Source organism: Stenotrophomonas sp. 8(2023), from assembly GCF_030345295.1.
Lineage (GTDB): Bacteria > Pseudomonadota > Gammaproteobacteria > Xanthomonadales > Xanthomonadaceae > Stenotrophomonas > Stenotrophomonas muris.
Genome location: NZ_CP128404.1, coordinates 1,595,901 through 1,611,860 on the forward strand (window position 1 = coordinate 1,595,901; position 15,960 = coordinate 1,611,860).

At 63.0% G+C, this 15,960-nt stretch carries 13 protein-coding genes; 11 read left to right on the forward strand and 2 right to left on the reverse strand.

The window, feature by feature from the left end:
* Positions 1 to 3: 3 nt before the first annotated feature.
* From QP609_RS07435 to QP609_RS07455, 5 genes are all read left to right on the forward strand, one after another.
* On the forward strand, positions 4 to 3,609 hold the full coding sequence (locus tag QP609_RS07435; RefSeq protein WP_289213914.1) for a hypothetical protein: 3,606 nt from the start codon (positions 4 to 6) through the stop codon (positions 3,607 to 3,609).
* Positions 3,606 to 4,604 carry a hypothetical protein gene (locus tag QP609_RS07440; protein ID WP_289213915.1) on the forward strand — a complete coding sequence of 333 codons (999 nt, stop codon included), beginning with the start codon at positions 3,606 to 3,608 and terminating at the stop codon, positions 4,602 to 4,604. The genes QP609_RS07435 and QP609_RS07440 overlap by 4 nt, the downstream gene beginning before the upstream one ends.
* 3 nt (positions 4,605 to 4,607) lie before the next feature.
* Positions 4,608 to 4,994 (forward strand): hypothetical protein, encoded by a 387-nt coding sequence (locus tag QP609_RS07445; protein ID WP_289213916.1) that lies wholly within the window; start codon positions 4,608 to 4,610, stop codon positions 4,992 to 4,994.
* A 783-nt stretch (positions 4,995 to 5,777) separates the two neighbouring features.
* Positions 5,778 to 6,803, forward strand: a complete 1,026-nt coding sequence (locus QP609_RS07450; RefSeq protein WP_289213917.1) for a hypothetical protein — start codon at positions 5,778 to 5,780, stop codon at positions 6,801 to 6,803.
* Between the two features lie 370 nt (positions 6,804 to 7,173).
* Positions 7,174 to 7,965 (forward strand): DNA adenine methylase, encoded by a 792-nt coding sequence (locus tag QP609_RS07455; protein WP_289213918.1) that lies wholly within the window; start codon positions 7,174 to 7,176, stop codon positions 7,963 to 7,965.
* A 3-nt stretch (positions 7,966 to 7,968) separates the two neighbouring features.
* Here QP609_RS07455 and QP609_RS07460 read toward each other — a convergent pair whose 3' ends face one another.
* Positions 7,969 to 8,634: an SOS response-associated peptidase gene (locus tag QP609_RS07460; protein WP_289213919.1), complete on the reverse strand. Its 666-nt coding sequence runs from the start codon at positions 8,632 to 8,634 to the stop codon at positions 7,969 to 7,971.
* A 110-nt stretch (positions 8,635 to 8,744) separates the two neighbouring features.
* On the opposite strand from QP609_RS07460, the gene QP609_RS07465 reads away from it, so the two are divergent.
* The 4 genes from QP609_RS07465 (at position 8,745) to QP609_RS07480 (ending at position 12,956) form a co-directional block, all read left to right on the forward strand.
* Positions 8,745 to 9,242, forward strand: a complete 498-nt coding sequence (locus QP609_RS07465) for a hypothetical protein (protein WP_289213920.1) — start codon at positions 8,745 to 8,747, stop codon at positions 9,240 to 9,242.
* 201 nt (positions 9,243 to 9,443) lie between these two features.
* Positions 9,444 to 11,222 carry an AAA family ATPase gene (locus tag QP609_RS07470; RefSeq protein WP_289213921.1) on the forward strand — a complete coding sequence of 593 codons (1,779 nt, stop codon included), beginning with the start codon at positions 9,444 to 9,446 and terminating at the stop codon, positions 11,220 to 11,222.
* Positions 11,223 to 11,554: 332 nt separating this feature from the next.
* A complete protein-coding gene (locus QP609_RS07475; protein ID WP_197621243.1) occupies positions 11,555 to 12,469 on the forward strand; it encodes an ADP-ribosylglycohydrolase family protein in 915 nt (304 codons plus the stop codon).
* 217 nt (positions 12,470 to 12,686) lie between these two features.
* Complete coding sequence (locus QP609_RS07480; RefSeq protein ID WP_032959304.1) at positions 12,687 to 12,956, forward strand: hypothetical protein; 270 nt, start codon at positions 12,687 to 12,689, stop codon at positions 12,954 to 12,956.
* A gap of 174 nt (positions 12,957 to 13,130) precedes the next feature.
* On the opposite strand, the gene QP609_RS07485 is transcribed toward QP609_RS07480, so the two are convergent.
* The gene (locus QP609_RS07485; RefSeq protein WP_197621236.1) at positions 13,131 to 14,204 is read right to left on the reverse strand and encodes a hypothetical protein; all 1,074 of its coding nucleotides are present in this window, start codon (positions 14,202 to 14,204) and stop codon (positions 13,131 to 13,133) included.
* Positions 14,205 to 14,463: 259 nt separating this feature from the next.
* On the opposite strand from QP609_RS07485, the gene QP609_RS07490 reads away from it, so the two are divergent.
* Complete coding sequence (locus QP609_RS07490) at positions 14,464 to 14,982, forward strand: ATP-binding protein (protein ID WP_197621235.1); 519 nt, start codon at positions 14,464 to 14,466, stop codon at positions 14,980 to 14,982.
* A gap of 141 nt (positions 14,983 to 15,123) precedes the next feature.
* Positions 15,124 to 15,957, forward strand: a complete 834-nt coding sequence (locus QP609_RS07495; RefSeq protein ID WP_014646671.1) for an AraC family transcriptional regulator — start codon at positions 15,124 to 15,126, stop codon at positions 15,955 to 15,957.
* Positions 15,958 to 15,960 lie beyond the last annotated feature (3 nt).

Below are 15,960 nucleotides of genomic sequence, written 5' to 3' on the forward strand. Positions count from 1 at the left end.
CCAATGACCATTTCTGCAACCGACATCAAGCTGCGTCAGTCGCAACGCCTGACGGACAACCCCGACGGCGGCGGCCGTATGGTCCAGGCTGAGATTGTCGACGGGACAATGAACAACCTCTTCCCTGACATTGGTGACGAGGAGCGCACGACTGGTCGAGCAACGCTGCGCAAGATGTTCGTGCATGTCGATACCGCCAACACTGACGTGCTGAAGGATGCGATCGGTGTACTGATCGATCCGCCAGCTGACCCGCGCGTAACAGTGAGTATGTTCGCGACGGGATCCTACGCCGATGTGCGTGCCGATGCTAAGAATCGGGTGGAGAGCTACATCACTCGTGGTACCGAGTCTCGCTTCATTCTGATGGGCAATCACTTTATCGGTCAGATGACGATGCTCGTCTATACGACTGCGGACGCTCCGAGCCCCGACATCAATGACAACCTCTCGTTGCTCACGCTCGCCAGTTCGGGCCACGACGAGGGCGAGCAGTATGTGCGCGTCAAGTCCGTTCTTTCGCGCACCACCCGCACGTTTACCGACGACCAGGGTGCATTCGAGCGGGATGTGCTGGTCATTGAGCTGGTCAATGCGCTCCTGCGTAACTTCTATGGTCAGGAAGTTGTGCGGTACACCGCGACGAAGCCCGCCACGCGGGTGTATGAGACGAACGTTGTTGATGCAACGAGCTATCACAGCGTCAAGCGCCTGGCCGCGCCAGGCAAGCCGGGGGACCTTTCAGTCCAGATCGATACGCCATACGTGCCGATCGTCCCTACCTCCACGGCCGAGACCCCGGTGAGCGATGTCCTGGCTGGTATGGGGACGATGAGCCACGTGCCCTCAGGCCCTGCGGGCAGCCTCGGCCAGCAGTTCAGCGCCAGTTTTCAGGCTGGCGTGCCTGTGACCCGTTACCTGGGCACCGGTATCGCCGTGGGCAGTGTGAAGGTGATGGCGGGAAGCGTGGAGCTGACTGACGATGGGAGCGGCGGCTTGGCTTCCGCCGCTGCGACACCCTGGGGAGGTACGGTTGATTACCAGGCGGGCGTGGTGGCCATCACTCACGCTACGGGGACCGGCGGGCTGAGCATGAGCATCACCGCGACTCCGGCCGGGTCGATCCCGATGCAGGGATTCACTGACGAGATCGCGGTTACCCAGAACAATCAGGGCATGGTGTGGCTTCTGCAGGCGACCCCGCTGCCGGCACCGGGCACCGTCACCGTGGACTACCGAGCCCTGGGCCGGTGGATTCGCCTCTCCGACAACGGCAAGGGTCAGCTCGTCGGCAAGCCTGGTCAAGGAAGTGGGACGGTCAATTACATGACCGGTTCCATCGTCCTCACTGCCGGCGCGCTGCCAGATCTGAAGAGCAGCATCATCGGCGCGTGGGGCACGCCCGTAATCGCTGAGTCGCGCACCGGGGATGTGGCGATTCAGGCTCCCTCGTTGCAGTTCGTATTGGGTGAAGGTGCGGCGGTACCTGGAAGTGTTCGCATGATGCTCCGAATTGCCGGTGCTGATGTGCTGGTGACGGATAACGGCGCCGGCGGGCTGCTGATTTCAGGGCAGGTTCGTGGCTCGATTTCCTATGCAACCGGTGAAGTCTCTCTCAGGCCTGTCTCGCTGCCGGACGCCGACAGCCAGCTGGCGGTCACGTACGACGCGGGGCACCCACTGAACGCAGCCCCGCAGCCCGTTCCGGACGGTTCGGGCATCGTGTCGTTCACGCTTCCCCAAGGACCTGTCCGGGCCGGGTCTGTCCTGTTGGACTGGGTGATCAGCGTTCTGCGCGACCGAGACGACATTGGCTCGGCACCGCAACCGATGCGTGTGATCGCCAAGGATGATGGGAATGGCAACCTCGTTGCTGTTTCAGTAGGTGACACTGTTACCAGCACTGTGCTTGGGACGGTCAACTACAGCACCGGCGCGGTCACGCTGCAGGCTGGCAAGTTCATGGTGCGCCAGGTGTCCTACCCGCAGTACGAGATTCGTTCGGGTCGCCTCAAGGTGGTGGGGTATGGGCGTATCGATGTGCTTGCTCAGTTCTCCGCCGGAACCATTGTGTCCGTGAGCTGGCTACTCGCCGGTGATTCGGCGCCGGAAGCTCAAGAGACCCTGCCGCTGCCGGCGATGCAACTGCAGCTCACTCCAACCGTCAGCGACAGCGTCGTTCCCGGAAGCGTTCGGTTCACGTTCCGTGGCAGGACCTATGTCGATCGCAGCGGCGGCCTGTATCACAGCATCGACCCGGGCACGGGCGCTGGCATCTACGCTGGCACAGTCGACTACACGTCCGGTGTGGTCAATATGACGCAGTGGGTGCCCGGCGGAAACAACACCGTTCAGGTCCTCTCGTTGCTGACCCGAATCGCCGACCCTGGTGTCGCGTTCACATTTTTCCGTGCGCCGGGGTCCCCGTTGCGTCCGGGCATGTTCACGCTGAGGGCAAATCGACTGGACGGCGAGCTGATCACTGCCACGGCCGACATCAACGGCGACATCTCCAGCCCTCAGATGCGGGGCAAGGTCGATTGGGAGAGCGGTGTCGCCAAAGTTCAGTTCGGCCAGTTGGTGCCGGTGGCTGGCAATGAGGGACAGCCGTGGTTTGACCCGAGCTTGGTGGAAGGTGACCAGGTGTGGCGTCCGGCGCTGGTGCTGCCCGGTTCCATCTACATGGGCGCTGTGGTCTATCGGTCCATTCCGCTGTCCGAGGTTGTAATCGGCCTTTCTTCCGTCCGCCTTCCGAGCGACGGGCGCGTTCCGGCATTCAAGGCTGGGCAGACTGTGCTCATCCACCACACGGCAAAACACACAATCGCGGCACCGCAGGCCGGTCAAGTGGTGGCGTTCGGCCGTACCAGAATCGCAGCCGTGGAAGTGCGTGATTCGAAGGGGGTGCCAATCGATAGCGCATGGTACTCGATCGATGTGAGCGCAGGGAGGCTGGTCTTCAGCGACCCGTTGAACCTTTCCGCGTATCAGCTGCCGGTTGTGATCAGTGAGCGCGTTGAAGACCGCCGGCTGGTAGTTCAGCCTCAGATTACGGGTGAGATCGAGATCAACACTGGCCTGTCGCATGACTACCCGGCTGGGGAGGCGATGATCAGCTCGGCCCTCCGCCTGGGCGAGGCAAACGGGTCGCTGGACCTGCAGGCGCGGGTGGTAAACCTCTTCGATCAAGCGGCCTGGACGGGTGTCTGGAGCGACGTGCTCATCGGAAGCGCGGCACCAGGCACATTCAACGACACCGATTTTCCGCTGGTGGTCGCCAACAGCGATGCGATCACCGAGCGGTGGGCTATTCGGTTCACCAACGCCACAGCCTTCGAGGTGATCGGTGAGACGGTCGGCACCATCGTGACCGGGAGCATCAGCGCTGACTGCGCGCCCGTGAATCCTCGCACCGGCAGGCCGTACTTCACCATTCCTCGGGCCGGTTGGGGCTCAGGCTGGTCCACCAACAACGTAGTGCGATTCAACACGGTGGGTGGCCTGGCACCAGTCTGGATGGTTCGCACCACGCTGCCGGGCACACCGGAGAGCGTTACGGATTCAACTCGCTTTCAAGTCATCGGCAATGTCGCAGGAGTTCAAGCATGAGCCTCACCCCAACGGTCTATCGAAGCACCGATCCAGGTGCACCACTTCTGTCCGGCACTGCTGGAGCGCTGCTCACTGTTCTGGACGCAATCCTTGTTGACGGCTATGGCCTAGGCGAAAGCCGGAAGGCAGGTATGGGCTGGACCAAGGCTTTCTCGGGCTCCGGACTGAGGGCGTACAGGGGCTCGGCGATTACGGGGTCCGGCTACTACCTTCGTGTAGATGACACGGCCGCCCGGTCGTCTCTGCTTCGCGGGTATTCGAGCATGAGCGACATCAACACCGGGACCGATCCTGTTCCGTCCGACACCATGAAGTCCATCGGCTCCCGTTGGGACAAATCAAACAACTCAAGCGCCGAGGCGCGGCATTGGGTCGCTGTGGGGAACGAGCGGTTCTTCTACTTGTTCATCGATACGGCCGGCCTCTTCGCATCACAGGGTACTCAAGGGACGTATGGACACTACGCAGGCGACATGATCTCGATGCGTCCAGGTGACCGCCACAACTTCTGCGTGTCCTATAAGGGCAGCGATTCAGAGGCGACCAGCACCATTGGTTACGCGTTCAAGGCTCAGAGCGGCTGGTCAAATTCTCCGAGCAGCGATCCGGTCACGTCGGCATTCGTCGGTCGATCGTTTACCGGCACGCCCGGTTCGGTGCGTGTACTGCTCAGCGCGCCCGGCCAGAACAGCGGCGGTCTGGTAGGCAGCTTGTCTGCCTTCCCCGCATATCCTTACCCGGGCAACGGAGGTCTGCTGTATGGTTCGATCGATGTGCTTGAGGGCGCCTACCAGCCTCGGGGCCGCTTGCCGGGAATCTACGCACCGATTCATCGTCGCCCGTTTCCGGACCAAGGGCAGATTACCGATGTTGAGGGACTTCCTTTCGGTACCGTGTTGATGGCAAAGCACGTAAGCGGCGAGACCATGTCCGGTTTCCAGGACTCCTACACGGGGCAGATTCTGATCGACATGACGAACGCCTGGGAGTAGCCGATGGCGATCGCAGCGACAAAATTTGGCTTCCGCTGGGGCGCAGCCACGTTCAAGTATCGCGGTGGCTCCAACCGGATCGAAGCGAAGTGGTCTACGAGCCAATACTGGGCCGGGCGCGCACACCTCGCCGGTGAGGCGCCAAAGACAAGTGATCCGCAGGAGCCAGACGGCAGATTTCGTATCCTCAATCAGCCTGCGCGTGGGCGCGTGCTGGTGCTTGAGCGAGGGTCAGGCATCTGTGTTGCATCCGTGCTCAGCAAGGCGGACGGAACGTGGCGAGTGGATCGGTTGAGTGCTGCCTATCGTTACACGGTTATCGGCTTTGACGACAACGGTGCGCAGAACGCTGCGATTCAGGACTGGATCGCGCCGGCGACCGAAGGCTGATGGATGAGCGCACCTGGTAACCGGGCCGGACTCAACCTCGGGCCGCTGTGGGAAGCCGGCGGCCGGTGGGTTGGCCTCAATCTGGGGGTCGATTGGTGGTCGGAAGAGCCACCTGAGCCGCCGGCGCGGGATCTGCGAGCGAGCATCGCTTTTGCCTGGGCCCCGGCTCGATCTGACCGCGCCTTGACTGTCGTGAGCTGGGGCCAGTCCGAGGTAGCGCGTCTGAGTGTATCGCCTAGCTGGGAGCGGGCGGAGCCCCGCACTTCCGCGCCGCTGGCCGTGGGTTGGGGCCTGTCTGCGCTCCTGCGGCAGTCGGACACCCTGGCATGGCGCGGTTGGCAGCCCCTCGTCAGGCATTCACTGTCGGCGTCCTGGCGGCCATTGGACCGATGCGGTATGCAGTTGGACAGTCCATGGGGAGTAGGCGGCCTGACCAGCCGCTATGCGGATCTTCCATGGCGGCAGCAGGCCATGGTCGGGCGGAGTGCGGCTGCGGGATGGGTGCACAGACCAACTATCCGGGAACGTTGGCAGGCGACATGGCAGCAGCCACAGGAGAGGCGACGTGGCAGTCGACTGCCTTGGGGAAGCGCGGCAAAGGTTCCTTGGATCGTTCGCCCTCCAGTAATTCCGCCAGATCCGGACCCCGAACCACAGCGCCCCCCGGGTGCAAGAGTAGGACTGAATCTGGGCTGCCCGGTGGTGGGTGGGTTCGGGGTTGCTCCTTTGAATCTTGGTGTCGTCGCTTGCTACGCGGTGCGCCCGCAACGTAGGACCTATGTCGTGATCAACACAGTCTCCTTTGTCCGCCTTCCAGATCGAACCCCCATCGAGCTGACCCGGATCTCGCTCAGCTCAAGCCGTAGTGCTTGGGGGTGGACCTTTGAATTCGAGCTGGCCGATCCGGGGCAGCTGTCGCTGTTGAAGCCAACGGCGGCCGGGCCCCGTCAGTTCGAAGTCGTTCTCAACGGCTACACATGGACCGGCATCGTGGAGAGCTTCCAGAAGCAACGAGAGTTCGCAGACGGCGGCGTCCGGTGCAGTGGGCGCTCACGCACCGCCCTCCTGGCCGCACCGTATGCGCCTGCTCGGGTAAAGGTCGCCAACGAGGCAAGGAGCATGGCGCAACTTGTTGCAGAGGAACTGGTGGATACCGGCTTTACCAGCCACTACGAGACGGTCGACTGGACCGTTCCCCCTGGCGCTTGGTTCTATGACGGTAGCGCGCCGTTGGATGCCATCAGTGCGCTGGCCGAGGCGAGTGGCGCCGTTGTTCAGTCCGATCCGAAGGACCTTGCGCTGCACGTTCGCGCGAGCTATCCGGTCAGCCCTTGGCTCTGGCGCGACACCCAGCCGGACCATGTGTTGCAGGAGGACATCGTGCTGACGGAGAGCCTCCAGATGCGGAGCGCGCCGCTGTACGACGCCGTTATCGTGACTGGCGAGCTGGCCGGCAAGGGCGTGACCTGCAAGGTGAGAAAGGCTGGCGAGGCCGGGCAGCTCTTTGCTCAGCAAGTAAGCAGCCCGCTCATCAGCGTGGCGGCTGCCGGGGCGGAGCGAGGGCGGAATGTTCTATGTGATCGAGGGGAGCAGGCTGCGGTGGACCTGACAGTGCCACTGTTTCCGAAGCCGCTGAAGTCGGGCGAGGTTGGCGCAATCATGCCCTTAGATGTAGTGGAAGTGGTCGGGGCTGAAGGCACCTGGCACGGGCAGTGCGAATCGCTGCGCATTGAGGTCGTGATCGATCAGCGGGCCGTTGTGATTGAACAGACCGCCACTCTGGAGAGGCACTACACCGATGCGGACTGACCTCTGGGATCAATTTGGCGAGCTGGTAAGCAGTAGCCCTCGCTTGCTCGCGACAGTCACCGCTCACAACAGTGACGGCACCAGCACGTTGACCACTTACGACGGTGTTCAGATGCGGGCCTTTGGTCAGCTCCAGTTGGCCATTCCATACAACGTGTGGGTCCGAGGTGGGCGCCTGATTGAGGCCGCGCCCAACATGCCGCTCATCGAAGTGACCATCTAGCAAGACAGGGCGCCGCCCGGATGCCGGCAAGCATCCGGGCAGCGCCGCAACACAGGTGATCTCAGCACCTGGCATTGGCCGTGGCCCCATCGCCCTCGCGAGAGCGGCGGGATTGTCGGCTTCACCTATCGCAAATACTGAGAAACCATGGCAAAGCCAATCATTTCCTGGCCTGGCGGCAAGCGCCGGCTGCTGAAACAGCTCTATCCTCACTTTCCGATCCACGACTGCTACGTCGAGGCGTTTGCCGGAGGCGCCGCGTCGCTGCTGATGCGGCCATACCCGGCCCAGATGGAAGTGCTCAATGACATCAACGGCGAGCTGGTGTCCCTGTACCGCTGCGTGCGCCATCACCTGGACGAGTTCGTGCGCATGTTCCGCTGGTCCCTGGTGTCGCGCCAGATGTTCGAATGGGCGCAGATGGAACGGCCTGAGACACTCACCGACATTCAGCGCGCAGCGCGCTTCTACTACCTGCAGAAACTCGCCTTTGGGGGCAAGGTCCACGGGCAGTCGTTTGGTGTGGTGACGGCTGGTGGGCCGCGATTGAACCTTCTGCGCATCGAGGAGGAGCTGAGCGCGGTACACCTCCGCCTGGCGAACACTGTCATCGAGTGCCTGCCGTGGCAGGAATGCGTGCGGCGCTACGATCGCCCGGGGACACTGTTCTACCTTGATCCGCCATACTGGGAAACCGAGGGCTATGGCGTTGAGTTCCCGTTTGCTGAGTACGAGGCGATGGCCGAGCTGATGCGCACCTCGACTGGCCGGTTCGTGGTCTCGATCAATGACCATCCTGAGATCCGCGAGGTCTTCGCCGGCTTCGACCTGGTGCCGCTCCAGTTGGACTACACCATTGGTGGCGGGCAGGGGAGAGGGAAGAAGTTCGGGGAGCTGATCATTAAGAGCTGGGACGACAGCCAGGCCAGCTTGCTCTAGGCATCACGCAACCGGGTGGAGCAGGTCTTCACGATTGTTGCGTGGCGTGTTGACGGCGCGAGTGACCCTGTACGCCTCCATGGATGGAGGCGAGCTTGCCAGCAGCATCGCCATGGCATTGTCGGGGCTGGCCACCATCCACTCATCGATCTGGCTTGCGAGCAGCCACACCGGCATGCGGTCGTGGATGTCGGCCGAGACGCCGCTGCTGTCGCCGGTAATGATGGTGAAGGTGCCCAGATTGCCGTCGGGCAGCAGCGGGCTGGTGTCCTCCCAAAGTCCAGCGGCCAGCAGCGGCCCGGTGGCGTGGATGAACCAGGGGTCCTTCTTCCCGTCCTCGGGGCTGACCGACCACTCGTAGTAGCCGGCCATGGGGATGACGCAGCGGCGCTTTTTGAAGGCCGAGCGGAAGGCCGGCTTGGTGGCCACCGTCTCGATCCGAGCGTTGATGGTCGAGCCCTGCAGGCCCTTGGCCTTGGCCCAGAAGGGAAGCAGGCCCCATGCCAGCCGGGTTACCTGCCGGCCCTCGCCCCGGTCCAGAATCACCGAGGCGCGCTGCGTCGGGGCGAGGTTGTAGCTGGGCTGGATCTCGGCCAGGCCGTGGGCAAGGTCAGCCAGCCCCGGCTGGCCGAAGTCGATCACGGGGAGCTGGACGAATCGGCCGCACATGGCCGGAGGGTAGCCCTGTCGGACGTGGCCGGGGCGTGATCCCGAATGGTTCAGCCGGTGAACGATCCTTTGTCGCAGCCTTTGCGACCGGCGACCGTATCCTTTCGGCCATGCGCTCTTCCCACGGCTTCCGCACCGCCCCGATCCCCTCTGGCTGGGTCCAGACGGGTGAGCGCTGGGCGCTTTGGTACAACGGCCGCGAGACGGCCAGCGTCACGCCCGACGGTGGTCCCGGGGTCAGGCTATGGATGGAAGGCCAGAAGATGTGGCAGGTGAAGGAGGTGCGCGCGGCAAACGTCCGGCAGGCGAAGCGGTACGCCGAGCGCTGGTGTGCGGCCAGGCTCTATCCCGATCTGCCCCTACGCCAGGCGGTTGCCCGGCTGACCGACAGCACCCCGATCCAGCCCGAGCCGCCGCTGCCCGGCCTGCCGCCAACCCGCGAGCAGCAGCAACAGGCCCGGCGTCTGGCCGAGGCAGGAACGAAGGAGGTTGAGCGGATCAAGGCGGCGCTGGAGCCGCGCAAACCACCGACAGAGACGAAGCCCCGCGCGAGGGACGCCCGAAAGGCGTGGGTGAGGGCGGGGCTCCGGGATTTGCGCGGTTCGTAGAGGTTCCCGAATGCAAGCCTGCTGCGCGTTGCAGGAGTAGGGCCTTGGTGCCATGTCTCCTTGAATTGGACGCTCTCTAACCTACCAACTGTAATGCACAGTCCGCTAGCCTCCTCAGCCTGTCGCCACTCACTGAGCCAAACCTGATCGTAGTGTGATAAAACCCCGCTTGCATGACGTGAGCCAGGGGATCAGGGACAGATGTTTATTTCTAGCGTGCGGGTGACTAATTTCAGGTCGCTCGTCGACTTGCATGTCGATTTTACGGTTTACACCGCTCTAGTTGGCCTTAACGATGCGGGTAAGAGCAATGTTCTCCGTGCTCTCAATCTGTTCTTTAATCAGGAAACAGATATTGACGAGCCGTTGGTGTTCGAGAGGGACTTCTCTCAGAAGGCGCGAGTTGGTAAGAAGAAGGCGCGAGAAATTGTTATTGAACTAGAGCTTCAGCCTCCAGCGCACTATCGCGATTCCGATGCGATAACTTGGCGAAAGGTCTATCGAGCAGGTCAACAGGCTCCATTCCCGGATGAGATTAGGCGCAAAGATGGGCAGCCTTTCTCCCCGAATTCCAGAGTCAACTATTGGGCGCGAAGCCTCGCTTTCGAGTACGTTCCAGCTGTTCGCGGCAGGCCCTTCTTCAATATTCTCAAAAGGCGCCTTCATGCTGCACTGGCAGCAACTGTGGCTGAAAAGCTGAAGGAAGCGTCGGGAATGTTCCTCGAGGGGCTTCGCGCAGAAGTTGCGAAGATTGAACAGGACTCGCTGCGCCTGCTTGATCTGAAAACAGAGTTCTCCCTGCCCGAAGATCTTGGTGACCTGTTTGAGGCGCTGGAGTTCAGCTCGTCAGACGTCGGGGTTCTGACTGCGCTTCACAACAGAGGCGATGGCGTTCAAGGGAGGCATGTCCCACTTATTCTGAAATTTTTGGCGGAACAGCGAAAGAAGAATTCTGCTAAGGGTAAGCCCGCGCCTGAGACCATCTGGGGTTTCGAGGAGCCTGAGAATAATCTTGAGCTTGCAAAGCAGGTGGAGGTTGCTCGTGAATTTGGTGAGTACGCTAAGGATGTACAAATTATAGTAAGCACCCACTCTCCGGCGTTCTATAAGGTCGCAAAGGATAGCGATTCCGGATCCATCCAGTTTGCTGCTCGCATCGATGGGCGAACTCAATTTCGCGACGAGCCGCTGCCTGAGGCGGTTGACGGGACCCTGGGGCTGATGCCGTTCGTGGAGCCGTACTTGGATCGCGCGGAAGTGGAGCGGGAGAAGGTCCTGGAGGCGCTGACGCAACTTCGCAATGAAGGCTTGCTCTATAAGGGTAATGCACTTTTCATTGAGGGCTCCTCGGATCAGGTAATCCTGCTCGGCGCGCTACAAGTTCTGGATATTCAGCTCGATGCCAAGATAGAGGTCGTAGAAGGCAGGGGGGGCGGTGCGAATTGGGTGGCGGACAGGTGCATTGCACGCGCGGCCCTGGCAGATGTAACCGGCAAAACCGTTGCCCTGCTGGATGATGACGATGCAGGACGGGCGGCAGCCGAGCGAATTCGAATGGTCTGCGAAGCGCTTGGTCGGGCGGGGAAGGTGCGGTGCATCTTCGTGGGGAGAGATAACGGTGACGACCATGTCAGGGCAATTAAACAAAGCGGCATGGGAATTTCTTGGGCTCTTGATGAATTGTGTGACGTTTACGAATGGCGCGAGGCCGAGAAGAAAGGATGGCTTGAACCCCGAACTGATGAGTTACTCAAGCTCAACTTCCAGAAGCTCGGCGGAGATATGAATCTGGCGCAGTTGATCGAGAGCCGGGTGGCTTCTGAGGACCACCGAAGGATTGTCGCCAATTCGATAATTCCAGAGCGGAAAATGGCCTTTGCCCGGGCGGCTGCCGATACGATGGCTGTGCTTGGATACGTCCCTCCGTCCCTGGAGCGCCTGATGAAGCAGCTGAAGGAGGCGTTCTCGTACGCCAAGTAAGTGTTGCGTGTGAGTGGGCACTGTACTGACGAGCCGAAGGCGTCCGCTGCAAGACGTCTCCAGGGAGCCGAATATCAAAATGGGAAGTTGACCAGCTTCGGATCGCTGGGTGGCGGAGCGGGTGTCATCGTTCCGTATGGCGTTGAAAAGCAATGAATAATGCCGGATTGCAAATCCGTTTACAGCGGTTCGATTCCGCTTGAGGCCTCCAATTGAAAAGCCCTGACTCCGGTCAGGGCTTTTTTGTTGGCTACGATCGCTTTCCCGCTGGCGCGATCGTTGCGCGGCCTGGCGGCCAGTCATGGCGGATCCGGTGGCGCTACACTGGTCTGATGAACCAGATTGATAACTTCCGCGGCGCCTTGCTCGGCCTCGCGTGCGGCGATGCCGTCGGTACCACGCTGGAGTTCAAGCCTCGTGGCAGCTTCACCCCGATCACCGACATGGTGGGTGGTGGGCCGTTCCAGCTGCAGCCGGGGCAATGGACCGACGATACCTCCATGGCGATGTGCCTGGCCGAGAGCCTGGTGCGTTGTGACACCTTCGATGTGCACGATCAGATGAACCGCTACGCCAACTGGTACCGGCATGGGTACTGGAGTGCGACCGGCGAGTGCTTCGATATCGGTATGGCAACGCGGGCTGCGATCGACCGGTTCCTGCAGGATGGCCATCCGCTGGCGGGTAGTGACGACCCACGCAGCGCTGGCAATGGCTCGATCATGCGTTTGGCGCCGGTGGCATTGCGCTACGCCGGGACCCCCGACCTGCAGGCAATGGCCGAGCTGAGTTCGCGAACGACGCACGCTGCGCAGGAGTGCCTGGAGGCGTGCCGCTTGCTGGCGGTCGCGCTGGAGCGGGCGTTGGCAGGTGGCACCCGTGACGCGGTGCTGGATCTCAGCAATGTCCCCGTCGAGAGCGCGCGGCTGCAGCAGATCGCGGCGGGCGGCTACCGCGGTGCCGCGCGTGAGCAGATCCGTGGCAATGGCTATGTTGTCGACAGTGTCGAAGCTGCACTCTGGTGCTTTGATCGCCACGACACCTTTGAAGCCGTCGTACTCGAGGCGGCCAATCTTGGCGAGGACGCCGACACCACGGCCGCCATCGCGGGGCAGCTGGCGGGCGCATTCCATGGTGCGCGCGGAATCCCCGGGCGGTGGTTGCAGCGGCTGGCCCTGCGTGCCGAAATCCAGGCGCTGGCCGATGCGCTGCACGCCTTGAACCAGGGCAGCGACCGCGCTGCGTGAGTCGGGTTCCCTGCCCGTGAACTGCGCCGGCAGGACGCTCCCTGCCGTCGCCATTTCCGACGCCGCGAGGGAACCCGTGCGGCAGCTCGCATGCCGCGGCCGCCAGTCTCAGCCACCCACGACATGGAAAGGCGCTATGGTCGGGTTCCACGTCTCAGGGAGCCGCAATGGCGAGCAAGGACATCACGCGTCGCTTCAGCCACGGAGCGAAACGGAAATGAGCAAAGTCATGGCAGATGTGCGTTGGCTGACCTTTCGCTTGAAGAACGGGCAATCCATCGGGCCGGAGCGGCTGAAGGACGGATGGGTGATTGCCTCGGAAACCGCCCGCTGCGAGGTCCGCCGCGAGCATATCGAGGGATCGGGCCTGGTGTATGCGCTGTATGCGCCGGCCAGCCTGGCCTCACCGCGGCGCGCGGAAATGCGCATGCGCGAATTCCTGATGAGCTCGGGCTACACCTTCACGATGGGCACGCTGGGCGGCTGACTGGGCCCGTCATGGTTGCGCTCGCACGGTCAGCGCCTGGCCCTGCATGCCGATCGGGCGGCGTGCATCGTGCAGCACCATGCTGGTCAGGCCGAGGCCTTGGCGGCTGAACAAGACACGCCACCCGAGCAGCCCCTTCCGGCACGGTGGTGATGCGTTGGGCACGCGATGGACTCAGCGTTGCACTGCTTTCAAGGCGTCGACCACCTGTGCCCCAGAAAAACCACAGTGTCCTTCGCCCACCGGCGGCAACACGCGTGGCAGCGGGCGTGCGCCAGCCCGTACGGCCAATTGCGGATACACCGTCTGCATGTGCGGCACGATGGTCGGGTCGTTGTGGTTGAACTGGATCACCAGCGGTCGCTTCAGTGCGCCGGTCATTGCCAGCGTGTCGCGGACATGCGCCTGTGCCGCAGGCACGGGATCGATGCGCTGAACGCCGGCATTGAACGCGGCGTCGTCACCGAATCCGCTGTACACCACCCCCAGGTTGCCGACCGGCATGCCGCCGCTGCGCGTGGCCAGTTCGTGCAGCACCAGCGCGTGCAGGCTGATGGTGCCGGCCAGTGCATCAGGGGAGACCTGCAGCCGCCGCGCCAGCACTGCGGCGTGCGACGGATCACGTTGCAGGGCATTGGCGATGCCCTGGTACAACTCGCCCTGTGGCAGCGCGGCGGCTTCGCGCGATACCAGGCCGGCGGCCGGCAGCCCATCGGCCTTGCGGAAGAAGTAATCGAATGCGACCAGCGTGGTCAGCAGATCGGTCGCGATCTGTTCGCCACCGAGATTGGCACCGCACAGCGATACACCGCCGGTGTAGTGCTGCGGGAAGCGTTCGAGGCTTCCGATGGTCACGGCACCGCCCATCGAGAATCCCAGCATCCAGGTGTGGCGGACATGCTTGAGTTCACCCACTGCCTGCTGGCGCAGGCGTTCCATGTCGGTGATCGCATCGGCCACCGCCCAGCCCTGGCTGGCATAGGCGCTCTGCGCGACGGCGTAACCTGCTGCCAGCAGTGGTGCGGTGCTGTCATTGGCCGCCATGGGGGCGGTGCGCGGCACGCCGACCGGTTCATAGCCATGGGCCAGCATTACCAGGTCGCCGTTCCAGTCGGCAGGCACATCCAGCCGCCACGGTGCGCCCTGCCGCTCGCCGCTGAGCGTGCGCGCTGCTGGCGGCGGTGCAGCCAGCGATGTCATCCAGGGCAGCAGGCAGAGGGCAAGTGCGCATCGAAGCAAGGGTCGCATCGGGGTCATTCCATGCGGGAATGGCGCCGAGCATAGATCCCTGCACCACCTTGCGCGCGCTGCACTGCCGCAGGGCATTGCCGGTTGGCGGTGCCGCGCTTTACGCCGGCGGCATGGCCTGCACAGCATCGCGTCGATTATCCGCATTCCCCACGGGAAGGCGGGGTAGCGCGCGGTCATCACGGCCAAGCAACCTGCCCGGGAAGGCGGGTTGCATGCAGCGCTCTCCCGGGTAATGAATCCACCAAGGAGAATGCAGATGCACGACCTTTCATCGAACGACGCTGCGCCGACGCTGCACCTGGTGTGCGGCAAGATCGGTGCCGGCAAATCCACCCTGTCGCAGCAGCTGGCGTTGAAGCCGCGCCACGTATTGATCAGCGAAGACACGTGGCTGGCGGCGCTGTATCCGGGCGAAATCCATTCCATTGCCGACTATCTGCAGCGTGCAGCCACGTTGCGCAATGTGCTGGCCGATCATCTGCGCACATTGCTGCAGGCCGGTGTTTCGGTGGTGCTCGATTTTCCATTCAATACGCCAGCCAGCCGCGCGTGGGCACGTGAAGTGTTCTCGCCGGTTGGCGCTGCACATCAACTGCATTTCCTCGACATTGCCGATGAGGTCTGCAAGGCGCGGCTGCGCGCGCGCAATGCTCTCGGCGAACATCCGTTCCGGGCCAGCGACGAGGAGTTCGAACGGATCACCCGCCACTTCGTTGCACCGGCCGCGGAAGAGCGCTTCGTGGTGATGCGCTATACCGAGGCAGGCCCGGCGTAGCGCAGCACCAGGCGGCCGTCGTCATGCTTGCGCAGCTGCATGAATTCGAGCCGGATCACTCAGCCAGTGCCGCCCCCTCAACCGCCGATTCCGATACGATCTGTCACATTGCGTTAGTCTCGCTTGACCCGGAGTCCCGTCATGGTCGACCGTCTCGCCATTCTGCTGGAACGTTTTTCGGTCACCGCCTCGGTGTTCCATGCCGGCGCGCTGTGCGGCATCAACACGCTGGAGGGCGAGGATGAAGCCGGGCAGTTGCACCTGGTGCGACGTGGCCCGCTGCAGGTCAGCCACGGCCAGCAGACCGTGCAGGTCGAGGTGCCGAGCCTGCTGCTGTACCCGCGGCCGATGCCGCATCGGTTCAGTACCGATCCGCAGCACGGCGCCGACATGGCCTGCGCCAACCTGCATTTCGAGGGTGGACGGCTCAACCCGATCAGCGCCGCATTGCCCGATTTCATCTGCCTGCCGCTGGCCGATCTGTACGGCGGCAACGCAGCGCTGGAACTGCTGTTCGAGGAAGCCTTCGAGCAGCGCTGCGGGCGTGCGGCGATGGTCAACCGGCTGTTCGAGGTGGTGATGATCCAGGTGCTGCGCCAGCTGATGGAAGGTGGCGAAATGCGTGGTGGCCTGTTTGCCGGGCTGGGTCACCCGCGGCTGCGGCTGGCGCTGGTGGCGATGCATGAAGCGCCCGCACAGTCCTGGACCCTGGAAGACCTGGCCGAGGTCGCCGGCATGTCACGCAGCGTGTTTGCTGCCAGTTTCCGTGAGGCGATGGGCACCACGCCCGGTCAATACCTGCAGGGCTGGCGGGTGGGCCTGGCGCAGCAGGCACTGCGCCAGGGCAGACCGCTCAAGCGGATTGCCGACGATGTGGGGTACGGCAGCGAAGCCGCGCTGTCGCGCGCATTCAAGGCGCACACCGGGCAGTCGCCGCGCGAGTGGCGTGGGCAGGCCCGCGCCGGCGCGGCCTGAGCT

What these genes read in the sequence shown, in the direction of transcription:
- QP609_RS07435 (WP_289213914.1), top strand. Translation starts at nt 4, where the DNA reads ATGACCATTTCTGCAACCGACATCAAGCTGCGTCAGTCGCAACGCCTG.
- QP609_RS07440 (WP_289213915.1), top strand. Translation starts at nt 3,606, where the DNA reads ATGAGCCTCACCCCAACGGTCTATCGAAGCACCGATCCAGGTGCACCA.
- QP609_RS07445 (WP_289213916.1), top strand. Translation starts at nt 4,608, where the DNA reads ATGGCGATCGCAGCGACAAAATTTGGCTTCCGCTGGGGCGCAGCCACG.
- QP609_RS07455 (WP_289213918.1), top strand. Translation starts at nt 7,174, where the DNA reads ATGGCAAAGCCAATCATTTCCTGGCCTGGCGGCAAGCGCCGGCTGCTG.
- QP609_RS07460 (WP_289213919.1), bottom strand. Translation starts at nt 8,634, where the DNA reads ATGTGCGGCCGATTCGTCCAGCTCCCCGTGATCGACTTCGGCCAGCCG.
- QP609_RS07465 (WP_289213920.1), top strand. Translation starts at nt 8,745, where the DNA reads ATGCGCTCTTCCCACGGCTTCCGCACCGCCCCGATCCCCTCTGGCTGG.
- QP609_RS07470 (WP_289213921.1), top strand. Translation starts at nt 9,444, where the DNA reads ATGTTTATTTCTAGCGTGCGGGTGACTAATTTCAGGTCGCTCGTCGAC.
- QP609_RS07475 (WP_197621243.1), top strand. Translation starts at nt 11,555, where the DNA reads ATGAACCAGATTGATAACTTCCGCGGCGCCTTGCTCGGCCTCGCGTGC.
- QP609_RS07480 (WP_032959304.1), top strand. Translation starts at nt 12,687, where the DNA reads ATGAGCAAAGTCATGGCAGATGTGCGTTGGCTGACCTTTCGCTTGAAG.
- QP609_RS07485 (WP_197621236.1), bottom strand. Translation starts at nt 14,204, where the DNA reads ATGCGACCCTTGCTTCGATGCGCACTTGCCCTCTGCCTGCTGCCCTGG.
- QP609_RS07490 (WP_197621235.1), top strand. Translation starts at nt 14,464, where the DNA reads ATGCACGACCTTTCATCGAACGACGCTGCGCCGACGCTGCACCTGGTG.
- QP609_RS07495 (WP_014646671.1), top strand. Translation starts at nt 15,124, where the DNA reads ATGGTCGACCGTCTCGCCATTCTGCTGGAACGTTTTTCGGTCACCGCC.